The 18195-nt window shown below is 30.6% G+C and carries 18 protein-coding genes and 1 pseudogene; 15 read left to right on the top strand and 4 right to left on the bottom strand.

The features are described from left to right. Positions 1-10 precede the first annotated feature (10 nt). The 11 genes from P3X86_RS07995 (at position 11) to P3X86_RS07945 (ending at position 10454) form a co-directional block, all read left to right on the top strand. Complete coding sequence (locus P3X86_RS07995; RefSeq protein ID WP_483292142.1) at positions 11-1273, top strand: NAD(P)/FAD-dependent oxidoreductase; 1263 nt, start codon at positions 11-13, stop codon at positions 1271-1273. A 64-nt stretch (positions 1274-1337) separates the two neighbouring features. Then, positions 1338-2825 (top strand): YjjI family glycine radical enzyme, encoded by a 1488-nt coding sequence (locus P3X86_RS07990; RefSeq protein ID WP_483292141.1) that lies wholly within the window; start codon positions 1338-1340, stop codon positions 2823-2825. Continuing rightward, positions 2818-3648: a YjjW family glycine radical enzyme activase gene (locus tag P3X86_RS07985; protein ID WP_483292140.1), complete on the top strand. Its 831-nt coding sequence runs from the start codon at positions 2818-2820 to the stop codon at positions 3646-3648. The genes P3X86_RS07990 and P3X86_RS07985 overlap by 8 nt, the downstream gene beginning before the upstream one ends. 145 nt (positions 3649-3793) lie before the next feature. Next, positions 3794-5566 (top strand): peptidoglycan D,D-transpeptidase FtsI family protein, encoded by a 1773-nt coding sequence (locus P3X86_RS07980; RefSeq protein ID WP_483292139.1) that lies wholly within the window; start codon positions 3794-3796, stop codon positions 5564-5566. 371 nt (positions 5567-5937) lie between these two features. Then, entirely contained in the window at positions 5938-6564 is a 627-nt protein-coding gene (locus P3X86_RS07975) for a TlpA family protein disulfide reductase (RefSeq protein ID WP_483292138.1), read from the top strand. Between the two features lies 1 nt (position 6565). Beyond that, entirely contained in the window at positions 6566-6697 is a 132-nt protein-coding gene (locus tag P3X86_RS07970; RefSeq protein ID WP_483292137.1) for a CD1871A family CXXC motif-containing protein, read from the top strand. Then, complete coding sequence (locus tag P3X86_RS07965) at positions 6690-7526, top strand: 4Fe-4S binding protein (RefSeq protein ID WP_483292136.1); 837 nt, start codon at positions 6690-6692, stop codon at positions 7524-7526. The genes P3X86_RS07970 and P3X86_RS07965 overlap by 8 nt, the downstream gene beginning before the upstream one ends. A 115-nt stretch (positions 7527-7641) precedes the next feature. Then, complete coding sequence (locus P3X86_RS07960; RefSeq protein ID WP_483292135.1) at positions 7642-8658, top strand: 3-oxoacyl-ACP synthase III family protein; 1017 nt, start codon at positions 7642-7644, stop codon at positions 8656-8658. A 16-nt stretch (positions 8659-8674) separates the two neighbouring features. Beyond that, complete coding sequence (locus tag P3X86_RS07955) at positions 8675-9028, top strand: hypothetical protein (protein ID WP_483292134.1); 354 nt, start codon at positions 8675-8677, stop codon at positions 9026-9028. 166 nt (positions 9029-9194) lie between these two features. Then, complete coding sequence (locus P3X86_RS07950; protein ID WP_483292133.1) at positions 9195-9875, top strand: L,D-transpeptidase family protein; 681 nt, start codon at positions 9195-9197, stop codon at positions 9873-9875. A 72-nt stretch (positions 9876-9947) separates the two neighbouring features. Continuing rightward, a complete protein-coding gene (locus P3X86_RS07945) occupies positions 9948-10454 on the top strand; it encodes a ferritin (RefSeq protein WP_483292132.1) in 507 nt (168 codons plus the stop codon). Between the two features lie 93 nt (positions 10455-10547). On the opposite strand, the gene P3X86_RS07940 is transcribed toward P3X86_RS07945, so the two are convergent. Beyond that, positions 10548-10763, bottom strand: a complete 216-nt coding sequence (locus P3X86_RS07940) for an alpha/beta-type small acid-soluble spore protein (RefSeq protein WP_483292131.1) — start codon at positions 10761-10763, stop codon at positions 10548-10550. Positions 10764-10921: 158 nt separating this feature from the next. After that, positions 10922-11470, bottom strand: coding sequence for a manganese efflux pump MntP (locus P3X86_RS07935; RefSeq protein WP_483292130.1), 549 nt, complete (start codon positions 11468-11470; stop codon positions 10922-10924). 163 nt (positions 11471-11633) lie between these two features. Between P3X86_RS07935 and P3X86_RS07930 the strand changes: the two genes are divergently transcribed. Next, a complete protein-coding gene (locus tag P3X86_RS07930) occupies positions 11634-12077 on the top strand; it encodes a metal-dependent transcriptional regulator (protein WP_483292129.1) in 444 nt (147 codons plus the stop codon). 416 nt (positions 12078-12493) lie between these two features. On the opposite strand, the pseudogene feoB reads toward P3X86_RS07930, so the two are convergent. Together feoB and P3X86_RS07920 are read right to left on the bottom strand one after the other, a co-directional pair. Continuing rightward, positions 12494-14633: pseudogene (gene feoB / locus P3X86_RS07925) on the bottom strand (ferrous iron transport protein B). 23 nt (positions 14634-14656) lie between these two features. Beyond that, on the bottom strand, positions 14657-14899 hold the full coding sequence (locus P3X86_RS07920; RefSeq protein WP_483292128.1) for a FeoA family protein: 243 nt from the start codon (positions 14897-14899) through the stop codon (positions 14657-14659). A gap of 359 nt (positions 14900-15258) precedes the next feature. On the opposite strand from P3X86_RS07920, the gene P3X86_RS07915 reads away from it, so the two are divergent. From P3X86_RS07915 to P3X86_RS07905, 3 genes are read left to right on the top strand one after another with little or no spacing between them, the layout of a single operon-like run. Then, positions 15259-16395 (top strand): aldo/keto reductase, encoded by a 1137-nt coding sequence (locus P3X86_RS07915; RefSeq protein ID WP_483292127.1) that lies wholly within the window; start codon positions 15259-15261, stop codon positions 16393-16395. A gap of 18 nt (positions 16396-16413) precedes the next feature. Next, the gene (cuyB, locus tag P3X86_RS07910; protein WP_483292126.1) at positions 16414-17121 is read left to right on the top strand and encodes a cysteate racemase; all 708 of its coding nucleotides are present in this window, start codon (positions 16414-16416) and stop codon (positions 17119-17121) included. Next, positions 17121-18164 carry a DmpA family aminopeptidase gene (locus P3X86_RS07905; RefSeq protein ID WP_483292125.1) on the top strand — a complete coding sequence of 348 codons (1044 nt, stop codon included), beginning with the start codon at positions 17121-17123 and terminating at the stop codon, positions 18162-18164. The genes cuyB and P3X86_RS07905 overlap by 1 nt, the downstream gene beginning before the upstream one ends. Positions 18165-18195: the final 31 nt, after the last annotated feature.

Below are 18195 nucleotides of genomic sequence, written 5' to 3'. Positions count from 1 at the left end.
GGATGTAGAAATGAACGTTATATTAAGAGTTGGAGGTTATTTCATGAAATATGTTACAGGTGATAAATTTTGGACATATACAAAATCAATCGATGAAAAATTTGAATATCTTAGCGAAAATATTGAATGTGATGTATTAATTATAGGAGCAGGAGTTACAGGAGCCTTAAGTGCATATTATCTTGCAGATGGAAATAGTAAAGTTGTTGTAGTAGATAAAAATTTAATAGGATACAAAAGTACATGCATATCAACAGCTATATTACAGTATGAAATAGATACAGATTTTGTTGGCTTAAAAGGAATGAGAGGAGAAGAAAATGCCGCAAAAGCCTTTAAGTTAACAGAGCAATCTCTACATGACATAAATCAAATAGTAAATGATTTGGAAGATGATTGTCACTTCAACTATAGAGATTGTTTTTACTATACTAATAAAAATGGAGATATAAAAAGGTTAAAAAAAGAATTCGAGCTTAGAAAAAAGTATGGATTTGATGTGGAGTATATAGATGAAGATACTGCAAGAAAACTGTTTTCTTTCCCCGTAAAAGCAGGTATATATACTAAAGGATCTTCTGGTGAAATAAATCCTTACAGGTTCACAAAAGCTCTTATTAACAAAGTAAAAGAACGTGGTGGTGCAATATATGAAAATACTGAGATAGTCAACTTTGTTTCTGATGATAAAGGTGCTATAGCCTATACAAAAAATGGATTTTCGATTAAGTGTAACAAAATAATAGTTGCAATGGGCTATGAGTCAAGAGAATTTATCAAAAAGAGAACAGCAATATTATCTAGGACATTTACTATAGTAAGTCAGCCTGTTTTATCCTTTAATGGTTGGTATAACAGGTGCATTATAAGAAATACAGCTAAACCATATACATATTTCAGAAGTACACAAGATAATAGAATTATAATAGGAGGCGAAGATGTAGATATTGGAGGAGAGAGAAGTAGAGCATCAAATCTCACACATGACCACCTATTGTCAAAAGATAAGTACAACAAATTAGAGACAATATTAAAGTCTATGTTTCCTGATATAACTAATATTAAAATACAGTATAAATTTAGTGGTATATTTGGAGAGACATCAGATGGTTTGCCTTATATTGGAGAATATGAAGATTATCCAAATTGTTATTTTAATTTAGGATATGGATCTAATGGGATTTTATATTCAGCTTTAGGGGCTAAAATGATTAAAAAGCTGTATTATGATAACGATAGAACTGATATGGGATTATTTAGCTTCGATAGATAGGGTTGATAATTAATGATAATGATAATACAATATATATAACAGCATAAATTTGGAGGTTAAAATTATGACAAAAGTTGAGACTATCATTAAAGATAATATATTGACATATGAACAAAAAGTATTAGCTCTGGCAAAAGAAGCGGAAAATTCTATAAATGTTCTTAATATAGATGAAAAAACAAAAGGGTATATAGAAGAAGGGATTATATGTACATTGTTTGAAGGTAATGCACCTTATAGACCAAGGTATATATTACCTGATTATGAGAAACTAATGAAAGAAGGCTGTAAGTTTTTAAAACTAGATGTGCCAAGTAATATACACGAGGCAGTTAATACACTTCTTATATTCTATAAACATGTACCATCAATAACATCATTCCCTGTGTATATAGGCAATATAGATACGTTATTAGATCCATATATAGAGGACGAGGAAGAAGCATATCAAGCAATAAAGTTGTTTTTAATGCATATAGATAGAACACTCACAGACTCATTTTGTCACGCTAATATTGGACCGCAAGATACTAAAGCAGGGAGATTAATATTGAAGGCAGAAAGAGAGCTACAGGATTCTATACCAAACATAACTATGAAAGTAAGCAAAGAAACAAATGAGCAATTCATTATAGAAGGTATAAAAACAGCCTTAGTAACAGCCAAACCAAGTTTTGCAAATCATGAGATGTTCAGCAATGAATTAGGAGAAAACTATGGTATAGCTAGTTGTTATAATGGTCTTAATATTAGTGGAGGTAGCTATACACTGACAAGACTAAATCTAGCAAGTTTGGCTAAAAAAGCGACAAGCGTAGAAGATTTTCTTGAAAAACATTTACCAAAAGCAGTAAACAGTATGTGTGGTTACATGGATGAAAGAGTTAGATATCTAGTAGAGGAAAGTGGATACTTTGAGTCTACATTTTTAGTTAGAGAGAATTTTATTAATAGAGAAGAATATACGGCTATGTTTGGTATGTTTGGTCTTGCAGAGTGTGTAAATACACTATTGAAAGTGACAGATATAAAAGAGAAATTTGGACATAGTGAAAAAGCATCAGAACTTGGACTTAAAGTAATAGAAAAATTAGAAAAAGAAGTAAACAATCATCACAATAAATATTGCAAAAATGGCAAATTTCTTTTACATGCACAAGTAGGTATAGATACAGACTTTGGTATATCACCAGGATGTAGAATCCCAATAGGTGATGAGCCAGAGTTATTTGAGCAAATAAACGTTGAAGCACCTTTTCACAAGTATTTTCCATCTGGAATAGGTAATATATATGCATTTGATAGTACAGTCAAAGATAATACTCAATATGTACTCGATATTATGAAAGGTGCGTTTAACAAAGGTATGAGATATTTCTCGGTTTATAGCTCAGATTGTGATGTAGTAAGAATAACAGGTTATTTAGTTAAGAGATCAGAAATAGAGAAGTTATCAAGAGGTGAGCAGGTACTAAGAGATACCGTTGTGTTAGGAAAAGGGTCAGTAGAAAATCAAAAAGTTTTAGATAGAAAGCTGAGAAGCGATGAGTAAAGCACCCGTTAACAAAATGATACCATTTAGTAGTGTGGATGGTCCAGGAAATAGATTTGCACTTTTTTTGCAGGGATGTAACTTTGATTGTCTATATTGTCATAATCCAGAGACTATAAATATGTGTACAGGATGTTTAAGATGTGTTTCGCAGTGTGAATACGGAGCGCTAAAGGTTATAAATAGAAAGATTGTATATGATAAGAATAATTGTACTCAGTGCGGAAAATGTGTGATTAATTGCAATAGAAATAGTGATCCAAGGGTTAGATTTTATTCAGAGTTAGAAATAATAGAAGAAATAAAGAAAGTAAAAGATTTTATATCTGGAGTTACTGTATCAGGTGGAGAGTGTACATTGCATATAGAGTTTTTAACAGAGCTAGGCAAGAAAGTTAGAGAATTAGGACTCACATTTTATATAGATACAAATGGCTCGATTCCGCTATGGGAACAAGAGCTTATGAATATAGTTGATAAAGTCATGCTTGACATAAAATCATTTGACAATAATCAACATATAAAATTAACTGGGGTAGATAATAGCGTAGTGTTAAAGAATTTTAAATTCCTATTACAAAAAAATAAAATTTATGAAGTTAGAACAGTTATAGTACCTGATATATTAGATAATAAAGCTACAGTAAATAAGGTAAGTAAGATTTTAGCTGGACATGAAAATGTCAGATATAAACTTATAAAGTACAGACAGATGGGAGTAAGAAAGGAAAAGCTGAATAGCTATACACCGTCTACTCGGTATATGAATGAATTAGCCGAAACTGCTAAGAAAAATGGTTGTATGAATATAATAATAACATGATTACACATATAACTAGAAAAGAACCATATAGGGGCTGTCTTAAGGAGTATTCTTAAAGGTAGCTCTTTTTATTAAATTAAAAGAGGGATTAGTATAAAAAATGAAGAATAATATAACATAGTAAGCTACGAGAGGGAGAGGGAAAATGCAAGCAATTAAAGGCATTAAAATGAGAGTTTTTATCATGTCTATAATGTTTTTGCTTTTAATATTAGCAATAGTTACTAGGCTTGGTTATTTACAACTTATCAAGGGAGAATCTTTAAAAGTGATGGCAACAACACAATTAACAAAAGATATAAAAATAGTCCCTAAGAGAGGTATAATATATGACAGAAACAAAAAGATATTAACGACAACAAAGAGATTTTATGACATAGGATACAGCAAAACTGATAATTTGAAAGAAGATAAAATACTGGAGTATGCTAAGAAGTTATCAAGTATACTTAAATTAGAAGAAGAAGATGTAATAAATATGCTTAAAACAGATAAAAGGTGGGTATCAATAAAAAAATGGGTGGAAAAAAAACAAGTAGATCTTCTAGCAAAAGAAAATATTAGAGGATTGACAGTAGATGAGAAGTACAAAAGATTTTATCCAGGTAATAATTTTGCAGCTTGTATACTTGGAAATACGAACGGAGATAACTATGGCGAATATGGCATAGAGAGATCCGCTCAAGATTACTTAGGAGGAATACCTGGAAGAAGTATAAAGATAACAGATAGAAGAGGAAACCAACTACCTTACGGAGACACAAAGCTTTTTGATCCTCAAGAAGGTGAAAATGTTGTATTAACAATAGATGAAAGAATACAGCGTATAGCAGAAAAAGCCGCCATGGAAGCATTAGTTACTAATAAAGCAAAAAAGGTATCAATTACAATAATGGATCCAAACAATGGAAAGGTACTAGCTATGGCAAACAAGCCAGATTATAATCCAAACAAAAGACTTGAGATAGCTTATGATATGGACAAGCCATGGGTAAAGTTAAGTCAGGAAAGAATTAGTCAAATAAATAATGCGGAAGATAAAGTACAATCGCTATACAAAATGTGGAAAAACTATTCTATATCTGGAATACATGAACCAGGATCAGTATTTAAACTTATTACATGGGCAAGTGCTATAGAAGAAAATGTTGTAGAAAAGGGCGAAACATTTGTATGTGATGGTTTTATTAAACAGGTAAAGGGCAATATTAAATGTTGGAGATACTATGATCCACATGGAGTACAAACACTAATGGAAGGCTTTGCAAACTCTTGTAATGAAGTATCTACAGTACTTGCATTGAAGCTAAAAAAAGAGAGATTATGTAAATATATATCTGCATTTGGATTTGGCAAAAAGACGAATATTGATTTGCCAGGAGAAGAAAAAGGTCTTATTCAAGATGTAAAAGGGATAAATGATGTAGAACTTACAACTATGTCTTTTGGTCAAGGTTTAAGTGTGACACCCATTCAAATGTTAAATGCATTTTGTGCTGTAGTAAATGGTGGAAATCTAATGAAGCCAGCGATAATAGAAAGAGTAGAAAATAGTGATGAAGAAGCTACATATACATTTAAGCCAGAGGTAGTAAAAAAGGTTATTTCAAAAGAAACATCAGATAAGATGAGAGAATTTTTAAGATATACAGTAGAAGAAGGAACAGGTAAAAAGGCTTATGTGCAGGGTTACGATGTTGGAGGTAAAACAGGTACTGCTCAAAAGTTTGTTAATGGTAAATATGGTAATGGATACTATATTGGTTCATTTATAGGGGTGGCACCAACAGAAAACCCACAAATAGCTATATTAGTAATAATAGATGAACCTCAAGCTGATGATTATCATGGAGGAACTATAGCAGCTCCAGTAACTGCTAATGTAATAGAAAAAGTTATGAATTATCTTAACAAATAGTATCTATTTATATGTATTTTACCTTGTAGCAAAGAATAAATAACACAACGTAGACAAAATTTATAAGTATTTTTAAGTTTGAAGATCAAAAAAAGTGCATTAATCTTATTTGATACACATACGAATAATAATATCAAATAAAATAGATTAATATAACAATGCCATAAGACAGTCATTAGAAGAAATATTAGAAATAGTTACAGAAAAATTATAAAATTTACACATAGCTATAATATGGCGGACCAAGTAAATGATTACAAAGTTGGTATAATTATATAACAATGGCTAGCAAAGATATATGTTAAGCTAATATATTATAAAAGTTAAAGTAATCAGTGGTAAGCCAAATAATATAATAAGGAGTTGTTGTAATGAAAAAAATTATAGTCATTTTAGTTACTGCATTACTTATACTGTCATTGATTGGATGTACAGGTGATACTAACAAAGAACAAACAGGTAAAGAAGCGAACAATACAAACAAAGAGCAAGACGTTAACGATAAAAAAGATAGTGATAAAGAAGAGCAAAAAGATAAAGCTAAAAACCCTATTGCAGGGATAACTATTCCAGATTTCAAAACAACAGATTTAGATGGAAAAGAGATTACAAATGAGATATTTAAAGACAGCAAAATTACAATGATAAATGTTTGGGGTACATTCTGCCCACCATGTATTGAAGAAATGCCTGATCTTCAAAAACTATACGATTATAGTCAGAAAAAAGATATAAATATAATAGGAATAGTAGCAGATGTTAAAAAAGATGAAAACACCGATAAAGCAAAAGAAATAGTAAAAGAAGCAGGAGTAAAGTATACTAATATATTAGTGGAAGAAGTGTTAATGAATAAAGTTTTAAAAGATTTTCAATACGTGCCTACATCAATATTTGTAGATGCAAAAGGAAAAGTCCTAGATACATTTAAAGTAGGAAGCGCAACTTATGAAGAATACAAGGTTATTATAGATAAATTAGCGGAGAGTATAAAATAAAATGAAAAACACTAGAAATATACTCATAATAATTGGGATAGCTTTTATGGTTTTAGGTGTCTTTAGAGGTGAAGTAAGTACAGTTTTCATAAAATCAATAAATATATGTTTGGAGTGTATAGGTATTGGCTAAATTTAACAGAACGATTGTACAAGTGATTAGTGCTATCATTACAAATTCCAATTTTAAAGGTTTTTACGAGGGGAAAATATATCAAGGCTTTTTAAAAAAGGGCTGTGTTCCTGGGCTTAATTGTTATTCATGCCCAGGAGCCGTAGGCTCATGTCCAATAGGCTCATTACAAGCAGTACTTGGTAGCATGAAATATAAAATGAGTTTTTATATATTTGGTTTTTTGATATTTATTGGAGCTATATTAGGGAGATTTGTGTGTGGATGGTTATGTCCATTTGGGTTAATACAAGATTTACTCAACAAGATACCGTCACCCAAAATGAAGCTACCAGCAAAGCTTAGATATGTTAAATATGTTATTTTATTAGTATTTGTAATAATCTTGCCAGTATTTTTTGTGAATCGAGTAGGGATGGGAGACCCAGCATTTTGTAAATACATATGTCCAGCAGGAACATTAGAAGCTGGATTGCCTTTAGTATATACAAACCCAGTCTTAAAGATGAGTATTGGAACATTATATTATTGGAAAATAGGATTACTAGTAGTTACAATTATAGCAAGTATAATAATCTTCAGACCATTTTGTAGAGTTATATGTCCATTAGGTGCAATATATGGTTTGTTTAATCCTTTAAGTATGTATAGATACAGAATAGATGGAGATAAATGCACAAATTGCTCAAAATGTTATAGAGTTTGTAAGATGGATATCAAAACACATGAGACGCCAAATAGCAAAGAGTGCATAAGGTGTGGAGATTGTATTAAAGCATGTCCAAGTGATGCTATTAAATTAGATAAATTTAAGAAAAAAAGACATTAGAAGCTATGATAGCTTCTTTTTTTGTTCAAACTTTTATGCAAACATTTGAAAAAAAATAACTAAAATGATAAAATAAAGTTACTACTTAACAAAATTAAACAAAAGAGGTGGAAATATGAAGAAACAGTTAGCATCGGGAGGAATTATAGGAATAGGAGTGTACATTCCAGATGAAGTTAGAACGAATGAATATTGGGATAATATCAAAATAGCTAATTTGCCCAATGATAAAGCAATGAAATTTGAAGGAATAGAAAGTAGAAGAGTCTTCCCAGAAGATTTATTACCTTCAGATATAGAAGCTATAGCAGGAGAAAACGCAATAAAGGATTCAGGATTGTCAAAAGACGATATTGATTTAGTTCTAGTTCATTCAATGTTACAGGATGAATTAGTTCCAGGGAATGCAAGTCTTGTGCAACACAAATTGGGACTAAAAAATGCGGGTGCATGGAATATTGATACGTGTTGTTCGAGCTTTGTTACTATGATTACACTTGCATCAAATCTGATAGCAATGAAAGAGTTTAAAAATATACTTATTGTTACATCGGTAATACATTCAAAACTAATGGATTATTCAGACTATCTATCACCGTATGCTGGAGATGGTGCAGGGGCAGTAATAGTTGGACAAGTTCCTGATAATAGAGGCTACATAGCATCAAGTTGTAATTCACATGGATATTACCACGATGCATTTACAGTTAAAGAGAGAATGCCACATAACGATAAAATAAGAGTACATTATAAACAATCACCAAGTTTACCACTTATGACAACCAACTTTAAAAAGATGAGAGAAGTAGGTAGATCATCAGTTGAAGACATGAAAATAATTTGTGAGCTGGCGCTAGAAAAAGCAGAGGTGAAAGGACCAGATATAGATTTATTTTTATCTCATCAACCTTGCCATTGGGCGCATGATGCTTGGAGAGAAGCCATAGATGTAAGAGAAGGCAAATCACATCAAACTTTCACAAAGTATGGTAATATGGCTTCAGCATGTATACCAATAAACTTATATGAAGCTCGAGAAGAGGGCAAATTAAAAGATGGAGATAACGTATTAATTACATCATCAGGAGCAGGAGTTAATCATATTGCTGCTGTCCTTAAATGGCATTGCTAGAAATGAGGGAATATATTTGTATGATATAAGTATTGATAAAAGAAAAAACAGATTATTAATAAAAATAATAGGGGAACTAAAAAAAGAGAATTTAAAAAATTATAATACCGATGTGAAGATAGCTATAGATAAACTGAAAGAGCATTTTACAGTTTTAGCAAATCTAAAAGATGCTGATATATCAGTTTTAGAAGATTATCATAGTTTTAAACAAATAAGAGAATATGGACAAATAAAAGGTATAAAAGCTTCGGTTGTTGTATTAGATAAACTTAAAACAGACTTCTTACAAAATAAAATGTCAGTCAAAAATAGAAATATAGTTAATAGTAATAAACAAGCAGAAGATTTTCTTGATAATTTAAAATAATAAAGAACAATACTAAAAATAGCTATCTGTAAGACAGATAGCTATTATAAATTTATAACACACTGAATAGAATATAATAACTGACTGTGACAAAATACATAGAGGAGGTGTTTATATAAGAAAGAGATTACTAATTTTTTGCTTTATATTAAGTATGATAGTTGTAATGCTTGGAGATAAAATCATAAAAAATGCTTTGATGAAATCATATAAAAGTACTGAACAATTTAATGTTGTATTAGATGAAAAAAAATTAGATAAGAAAAATTTAAGCATATTTATAGATATAGAAGCAAATAAGCTATATCTTATGGATAGAAAACAAAATATCCTGTTAAAGCAATATACAGTTGCAACAGGAAAATATAAAACACCAACACCAATAGGTACATTTAGAATAATTCAGAAGAGTAGATGGGGCGAAGGCTTTGGAACAAGATGGATGAGGATTAATGTCCCTTGGGGTCAATATGGTATTCATGGTACAAATAAACCTTATACAATAGGATATAATGCTTCTCATGGATGCGTGAGAATGAGGAATAAGGATATAGAAGAATTATATGACATTGTAGCATATAATACACCAGTAGTATTGTTTAGAGGCATTTATGGTGCTTTTAGTAATGGTTTTAGAACAATAAAACACGGAGATAGAGGATCAGATGTATTGGAAGTACAAAAAAGATTAAAGAGAAAAGGATATTATTTCGGTTCATTAGATGGAATATATGGAGATAGCTTAAAAAAATCACTACATAAATTTTTAGAAGATAAAAATGCGCCACAAACAGATTGGATTAATTACAATATATACAAAATGCTAGATATAAATATAGTAGATTAAGAATGGTTTAAACATTTATATTTTGGGTAAATATAAATATAAATAATATTATAACAGAGAGAGGAGATTAAAATGGTAACGGAAAAATTACTCAATGAATTAAATGAACAGATTAACTATGAATTTGAATCTGCACACATATATTTAGCTATGGCAGCATATTGTGCTGATCAAGATTTGGAGGGTTTTGCTAATTTCTTTATAGTGCAAGCAGAAGAAGAGCGATTCCATGCTATGAAGCTATATAATTTTGTAAATGAAATGGGAGGAAGAGTAGTACTAAGAGCATTAAAAGGACCAGAAAATAAGTTTGATTCAATACTAGATGTATTTAAAAAAGCATTAGATCATGAAAAATCAGTGACAAAAAGGATATATAACCTGATGGATATAGCAAATGGAGAAAGAGAACATGCAACAAGTAGTATGTTGAGATGGTTTATAGATGAACAAGTAGAAGAAGAAGCAACAATGACGAGTATAATTAAGAAACTCAGTAGGCTAAAAGACAACAGTCACGGTATATTTATGTTAGACACTCAGTTAGGCCAAAGAGTTTTCACACCACCTACTGCTTGACAAAAAACAAAGATAGGTGATTTCACCTATCTTTGTTTTTATAGTTAGGATATTACTATCCTAAGATACTCATAAAAGACTTAAAGCCCTGAATTATTTACCGCTTAAACTTCTTTGAGCTTGCTCAACTAATCTTTTAGTAATGTATCCACCTACATAACCATTTTCTCTAGCAGTTAAATTTCCCTTATCCATTGAGTCATAGTTTGTTAATCCTAGTTCGCTAGCTATTTCATTTTTCATTTGGTTTAATGCTTGACGAGCTTCTGGAACAACGATACCATTTCTTCCTGAACCATTATAAGTCATGTTTAAGTCTCCTTTCAAGTTTTTTTTATTTGTGTTACGTTAATATTATGTGAATTATGCAAAAAGATAAACCAAGTAATATTATCTACTACTTGGTTTACATAGAAATGAAAACAGTTTATAAAAAAAATAAAATATTTATGATAAATTGAAATTTTTTAACAAAAAATTATTTTGATTCCAATCAAGATCAAAATAATGCCACTAATATAATCGTTTTTATCTTCTATAAAAGGTAAATGTTTGACATAATGAGATAATACAAAACAAAGAGAAGACAATACTGCTGTAATTAAACCTATAATACAGCTATAAAGAAACAAATAAAATATATCAAATGAATTAAATACAGAAAAACCAATTAATAAAGCATCAATACTCACAGATATTCCCATACCTATAATCATGTACCAATTTGCAATTTTTATTGATTCATTTTTAGAGAATAATCCCAGAAAAATAAAAACCCCTATTATTATAAGCACTATTCCTCCAGTGGAAGTTGGCAACGAAAATATATATCTATTAAATGCTAAACCTAAAAAGCCTCCAATAAAAGCGAATAAAAACTGAAATATAGCAAAGCTAAATATGTAAAATTTAGCGCTTAATGTACTTATTTTTTTGTTTAGACCAATCGAAAAAGATACTCCACATGCATCTAAAGCTAATGCAGTAGAAATAGATAACAAATTGAAGATAGTCAAAATCAGTCCTCCTTTTAATATACTTGTTATACTAACGCAAGTAATATTATATAACAGTATATAGAAAAAGAACACATATTTATAACAGAATGTCTAGAATAATTGAAGCATTATATGAATAAATATATTGTAGTTAAAAAAGTATATGAGGAGTAAAAAGATTATGTTATCCCCAAGTCTAGAGGATTATTTAGAAGAAGTATATAGAATGTCAATAACAAAGAAAGAAATTAGAGTTATGGATATAGCCAGAGTATTGTCAGTATCCAAGCCTTCTGTAGTAAAAGGACTAAGAAAACTTAAAGAAAATGGATATATAGACTATAAGCCTTATGAAAGGATAAAAATAGAGCAGAAAGGGATTGCTTTAGGGAAATTTTTATGTGAAAGAAACAAATTACTAAAGAGTTTTATTGTAATAATAGGATCTGAAAGTGATGCTATCAAAGAAGCAGAAGCAATGGAACATTATTTTACTATAGAAACTATAAAATGTATTGAAAAGTTAGTATCCTTTTTTGAGGACAATACTAGGATTTACAATCTCTACAAATCATACGAGTATAAGAGTAAATTAGAGGTTTTATCAAATGAAGTAGAAGAGTAAATACATACTTGTTATTGCTTTGAAGAAATAAATTAAAATCGGGTCATGCTTTTGAGTGTGGCTTTTGTTTTTTGCTTAGAACAGTGAGGTCAGACTTTTATAATATAATAAATTTGCATATAAATATAAGAACAGAGCTTAAAAAGACATCATCTAACCAAGGTTAAACCAATAAAATAGGGGCCACAAAGATAATCTAAAATAATAAAAGATAACTAATTAAGCCAAAAAGAAGCATATCCGTTTTTCCGATGAAGCGACTATAAGAGTTTGTTTCAACAACGTTTTTATATAATCAATAGAAACAAGCTCTTATTGAAGTCCATAGGAAATAAGGATATGATTCTCATCAATAAGTAATAAACCATTAAAAAACCGTATGTCTTAATCCTAAAGCGTTATCCAAAGTAATACCTTTAAAGTAAAGTATAGATAGTATTTATAACAAAAGTCACAAGAATAGCAACTGTAGTAGTCAGCGCAAAAGCGAATACAGTCCATTTAGTGCTATTCGTTTCTTTTTTTATAGTAAGCAGAGTAGTACCACAAGGAAAATGTAGCAGAGAAAACAGCATGAAGTTCAATCCAGTTATAAAAGTCCAACCATTTGAGAGTAATAAATCTTTTAGCGAGTTTAAATTATCCAATTCGAGCATAGCACCTTTAGACATATAAGACATTATTAAAATAGGTAAAACTATTTCATTAGCTGGTAGACCAAGTATGAAAGCCATAAGTATAATTCCATCAAGACCAAGTAAATTTCCAAATGGATTTAAAAAAGTTGCGATATGATTTAACAAACTAATATCTCCTATCGTAACATTAGCAACTATATAAATGATTGCTCCTGCTGGTGCAGCTACCATTACTGCCCTACCTAATACAAACAATGTCCTATCAAATATAGAGCGTACAATAACCTTACCAAGTTGTGGCTTTCTGTAAGGTGGAAGTTCTAAAGTAAAAGACGAAGGAATGCCCTTTAAAAAGGTAACTGATAGAAACTTGGAGATCAGTAAAGTTACCACTATCCCTATTAAAATCATTGCAACTAGACACAGAGATGCCATCATAGAACCATACTTAGAAGAATATAGACCTAAAAAAATCATAGATATAGCTATTAGAGTAGGAAATCTACCGTTACATGGTACGAAATTATTAGTAAGTATAGCTATTAATCTTTCTCGAGGAGAGTCAATTATGCGACAAGCAATTACGCCTGCAGCATTACATCCAAAACCCATACTCATCGTAAGAGCTTGCTTTCCATGAGTACCTGATTTTCTAAAAGCATTATCTAAATTAAAAGCTACCCTCGGTAAATAACCCAAATCTTCTAGTAGAGTAAACATAGGAAAGAATATAGCCATAGGTGGTAGCATAACAGATACAACCCATGCTAGTGTTCTATATATGCCTAGAACAATTATACCATGTAGCCAGCTTGGAGCGCTTAACATAGTGAAAAGAGATGATATTTTTGTTTCAAGTGAAAATAGCAAATTAGCTAGCATAGCAGATGGGACATTTGCTCCTTCAATGGTTATCCAAAAAATTAAACCTAATAGAAGTAACATTATTGGATAGCCAAGTAGTTTGCTGGTAAGTATGTTGTCTATTTTGTCTTCTAAGTGAGGTTTGCTTTTTCCATCCACGGTCACAGCATTTTTAGATATTTGAGAAGCTTTATTGTATATGGTGGATACTATCATATCACCATAATCATTATTATCATTATAGAGTTCTTTATGTATAAGATTTAAATCATTATTAGACAATTAATCACCTCTTTTACATTATAGTTTTATTTAAAATAATATTTCCGATAGAATCGACAATGTGTTTATCTCCATCAATAATTCTAAGTGCTAACCAACGAGTATTGTATTTATTACCAATGTGTTTTTTGAGTTTAGCTTCAATAGTACTTACTTTTTGCTCTATAATTTCGTCATAGGTTATTTTATATGGTTTGGTAGTGATGTTTTTTGTTATCATATTGTCTATAGTAAGTAGTAGTTTATCTACCCCTTTACCGCTACGTGCTACTGTTGGTATAACGGGTATACCTAAATCATGCTCTAAAACATCATAATCTATGTGTATACCTTTCCTTATAGCTTCATCAATTAAATTTAGGCACAATATAGTATTGCTAGTAAGTTCCATAATTTGAAGGGTAAGGTTTAAATTTCTCTCAAGACAAGTAGAATCAGCTATAACAATAGTTATAGAAGGTTCTCCGAAGCATACGAAGTCCCTAGCTATTTCTTCTTCAGCTGAATTTGCTAACAATGAATAAGTTCCTGGTAGGTCAACTAACAAATACTTAACGTTATTATAGGTAAAATATCCTTGGGCGTTTGACACTGTCTTGCCTGGCCAGTTGCCAGTATGTTGGTTTAGCCCTGTTAGATAATTAAACAAAGTGCTTTTACCTGTGTTTGGATTTCCAGCTAGTGCTATAATAGGTTGATTATCATAGCTTAGTTTGAGGTTAAATTTCTCTTTTAGCAGTGAAAAACCACTCGATTTACTTGTTAAGCCCATAATTACCTCCTTAGTTTCAGAATTCAATCTATAGGTGTAACTAAAATGTTATTAGCTTCTTGATTACGTAAAGCAATAATAGTTCCTCTTATATTATAAGCAATAGGATTAGCAGAAGGACTTTTCCTAACAGCTTTTATAGTAGTGTTTTTAGTAATTCCTAAATCAAGTAATCTTCGTTTTGATAAGCCTTGGCAAATCAGTTTTTTAACCATAGCTTTTTTTCCTACTTGTAAGCTACATAAAGGTATTTCATTTTTATTCAATATTTCACCTCCAGCTCTAATTGTTAGCCTAGGCTAACAATTGGACGTTAAATTAATACTAACCTCAAAATCATTAATATGAAACTACAATATATTTATTGAAGTTTCCACGAATATTTTAGGATAATTTCATATTATGATTAATATTTAAAAATTGTTACTAAATTTCTTTGTTATGTATTTAAAATGGCTTTTTTGATATAATGTATATAATATTAACAAATCAGAGGAGAGCTTTCATAAAAAGCAATATACATATTATTAAACTCTAAATTGTAAATATAAATTGGTTTACAAATGGATGATGTTAATATAAAATGAAAAATAGATTTTTTAAAACAAAAGAAGGGTGTGATCTAATGCAGTATAGCAAATTTGGTAATACGGAAATTAAGCTTTCAAAATTAGGTTTTGGGGCGATGAGGTTGCCTACATTAAACAATGATAATTCTGTAATAGATGAAAAGAAATCTAAAGAAATGCTTTATTATGCAATAGATAACGGACTAAACTATGTTGATACAGCTTATAACTACCATGGCGAAAAGAGTGAAGAGTTTGTTGGTAAAGCCCTAAAAAATGGATACAGAGAAAAAGTATATTTAGCCACCAAGCTTCCAGTTTGGAAAGTTGAAAAATACGATGATTTTGAAAAATTATTAGATGAACAACTAAAAAGATTAGATACAGACTATATAGATTTTTATTTACTACATTCGTTAGGAGAAAAGCGATGGAAACAGCTAGTAGATTTAGATGTGTTTAAATTCATGGATTATGCAAAAAAGAGTGGTAAGATAAAATATATGGGATTTTCATTTCACGATAAATTTGATGCATTTGTAGAGATATTAGACAGTTATGATTGGGATTTTTGCCAGATACAATTGAACTATATAGATCAGATGTATCAAGCAGGTTTAAAAGGGCTCGATTATGCTTACGATAGAGGAATTCCAGTAATCATTATGGAACCAATTAAAGGTGGGAGCTTAGCTAAAGGATCAGAAGAATTAGATAAGTTATGGAACAAGATGAGTATGAGAAGAAGTCCAGCTCAATGGGCGCTAAAGTGGTTATTTAATAATGAGAAAGTGATGCTAGTACTCAGTGGTATGAGCGAAATGAAACACGTAGAAGAAAATATGCTAGTAGCAGATGAGACAAAGCCTAATCAAATGACAGATAGAGATTTAAATGTCATAGAAGAGATAAAAAAGGTTTTTGAAGAAAAATCTAAAGTGAATTGTACAGGCTGTGATTATTGTTTGCCTTGTCCAAATAACATACCAATACCTTTTTTATTCAAAGATTACAATAATATTTTTAGATTTGATGATAAATCAGGAGTAAGGCGATATAAAGTGATATCTGATAGAGGTGATGGGGTAGATGCTTGTACAGCCTGTAAAAAGTGTGAGCAAATGTGTCCACAGCATATAAACATAGTAGAAAAATTAAAAGAGCTTGATGAGTACTATAAGAAATTAGATTAGAATTAAAAGGAGGATTTTATGTGTAAAACTTTGGGAATAGTTGGAGGCATGGGACCCTTAGCTACATCAATATTATTTAAAAAGATCATATACAATACAGATGCAAAAACAGACCAAGAACATTTAAATATAATAATCAACAATAATGTATCTATACCAGATAGGACAAGATATATACTGGGAGAAGGTATAAGTCCAGTCAATGATTTGATTGCTACTTCCATAAACTTAGAGAAGTCAGGTGCTGATTATTTGATAATGCCGTGTAATACTGCCCATTGCTTTTATGAAGAAATCGCTTCAAATATAAATATACCTTTTTTAAATATGATTGAAGAAACAGCGATATATATAGCTAAAAATTTTAAAGCCAAAGAAGTAGGATTGTTAGCAACAGAAGGCACATATATATCTAGAGTTTATGAGGACTTATTTACTAAGTATAATATTGATATTATTACTCCTAGTAGATGTAATATAAACAAGATAATGAGGTTTATATATGGGATAAAAGCTAGTGCTGATGTGGAGTTACAAGATTTTTATGATGTAAAGAATGAGTTAGAGAAAAAAGGAGCAGATATTTTTATATTGGGATGTACAGAACTTTCAACTGCTTATGATTTATACGGTATTCAAGGGGAGTATATAAATCCACTAGACATAATAGCAAAAAAAGCTATATTGTATGGTGGAAAAAAGATTAAAAATGATGTGGTGATATAATGAATCAAAAAAGAATCCGCGATTATGGGATTTTCATAGGGGACATGAAAACGGGAATAAAGAACTCTATAACAGATGTAAAAGGCGTAAAAGTAGGGCATTTTACATTGAATGATCAAGATATTAAAACAGGAGTAACAGCAATAATACCTCATGAGAAGAATGTTTTTGAAAATAAGCTAGTAGCAGGTAGCTATATAATCAATGGTTTTGGAAAGACAACAGGATTAATACAATTGAGCGAATTAGGGCAGTTAGAGACGCCAATAGTGTTGACTAACACATTGAGTGTGGGGACAGTATATGAAGCTGTAGTTAGATATATGCTTAAAAGGAATGTAGATATAGGGAAAAAAGCAGGGACAGTCAATCCCATAGTATGTGAATGTAATGATGCATATTTAAACGATATAAGAGGTCTACATATAAAGCAAGAGCACGTATTGAAGGCTCTAGAGTGTGCAAGTGAAGAATTTCATGAGGGTGCTGTTGGCGCGGGAACAGGAATGAGCTGTTTTGGGCTTAAAGGAGGAATAGGTACAGCTTCAAGAATAATAGAGATAAATGATGAAAGATACACATTAGGAACACTAGTACTTGCTAATTTTGGAGAAAGAAGTAGATTAACTATCAAAGGTAAGCAAATAGGTGGCCTGATTAAACAGATGCATAATGGTGATGAACAGGTAGATAAAGGCTCTGTTATAATTATAATAGCTACAGATTTGCCACTTAGTAATAGGCAGTTAAATAGAGTATGTAAAAGAGCAAGTGTAGGCTTGAGTAGAGTAGGATCATACTATGGAAATGGAAGTGGAGATATAGTAATAGGTTTTTCAACAGCTAATACAATCAATCATTATGAAAAAGAAGCAAGTACAAATATTAGAATACTGAATGAAAATAAAATAGATTCAGCATTTAAAGGAACAGCAGAATGTGTAGAAGAATCTGTATTAAATGCTCTAATATGTGCTGAAGAAACAATAGGGCGAAATGAGCATAAAAGAATGTCATTAAGGGAGTTTATGAATTTAATTTAATATGTATAATAAAAGAGGCTTAAATTAAAGC

This window comes from Abyssisolibacter sp. ZYX002, from assembly GCF_056892235.1.
Note: the sequence above shows the minus strand (reverse complement) of the source record. Positions and strands in the feature narration are given on the sequence as shown.

Coding starts and splice junctions, on each gene's coding strand:
- P3X86_RS07940 (WP_483292131.1), bottom strand. CDS start 10,763: ATGACTTATAATGGTTCAGGAAGAAATGGTATCGTTGTTCCAGAAGCT.
- P3X86_RS07945 (WP_483292132.1), top strand. CDS start 9,948: ATGGTAACGGAAAAATTACTCAATGAATTAAATGAACAGATTAACTAT.
- cuyB (WP_483292126.1), top strand. CDS start 16,414: ATGTGTAAAACTTTGGGAATAGTTGGAGGCATGGGACCCTTAGCTACA.
- P3X86_RS07985 (WP_483292140.1), top strand. CDS start 2,818: ATGAGTAAAGCACCCGTTAACAAAATGATACCATTTAGTAGTGTGGAT.
- P3X86_RS07980 (WP_483292139.1), top strand. CDS start 3,794: ATGCAAGCAATTAAAGGCATTAAAATGAGAGTTTTTATCATGTCTATA.
- P3X86_RS07995 (WP_483292142.1), top strand. CDS start 11: ATGAACGTTATATTAAGAGTTGGAGGTTATTTCATGAAATATGTTACA.
- P3X86_RS07970 (WP_483292137.1), top strand. CDS start 6,566: ATGAAAAACACTAGAAATATACTCATAATAATTGGGATAGCTTTTATG.
- P3X86_RS07960 (WP_483292135.1), top strand. CDS start 7,642: ATGAAGAAACAGTTAGCATCGGGAGGAATTATAGGAATAGGAGTGTAC.
- P3X86_RS07950 (WP_483292133.1), top strand. CDS start 9,195: ATGCTTGGAGATAAAATCATAAAAAATGCTTTGATGAAATCATATAAA.
- P3X86_RS07915 (WP_483292127.1), top strand. CDS start 15,259: ATGCAGTATAGCAAATTTGGTAATACGGAAATTAAGCTTTCAAAATTA.
- P3X86_RS07905 (WP_483292125.1), top strand. CDS start 17,121: ATGAATCAAAAAAGAATCCGCGATTATGGGATTTTCATAGGGGACATG.
- P3X86_RS07930 (WP_483292129.1), top strand. CDS start 11,634: ATGTTATCCCCAAGTCTAGAGGATTATTTAGAAGAAGTATATAGAATG.
- P3X86_RS07975 (WP_483292138.1), top strand. CDS start 5,938: ATGAAAAAAATTATAGTCATTTTAGTTACTGCATTACTTATACTGTCA.
- P3X86_RS07990 (WP_483292141.1), top strand. CDS start 1,338: ATGACAAAAGTTGAGACTATCATTAAAGATAATATATTGACATATGAA.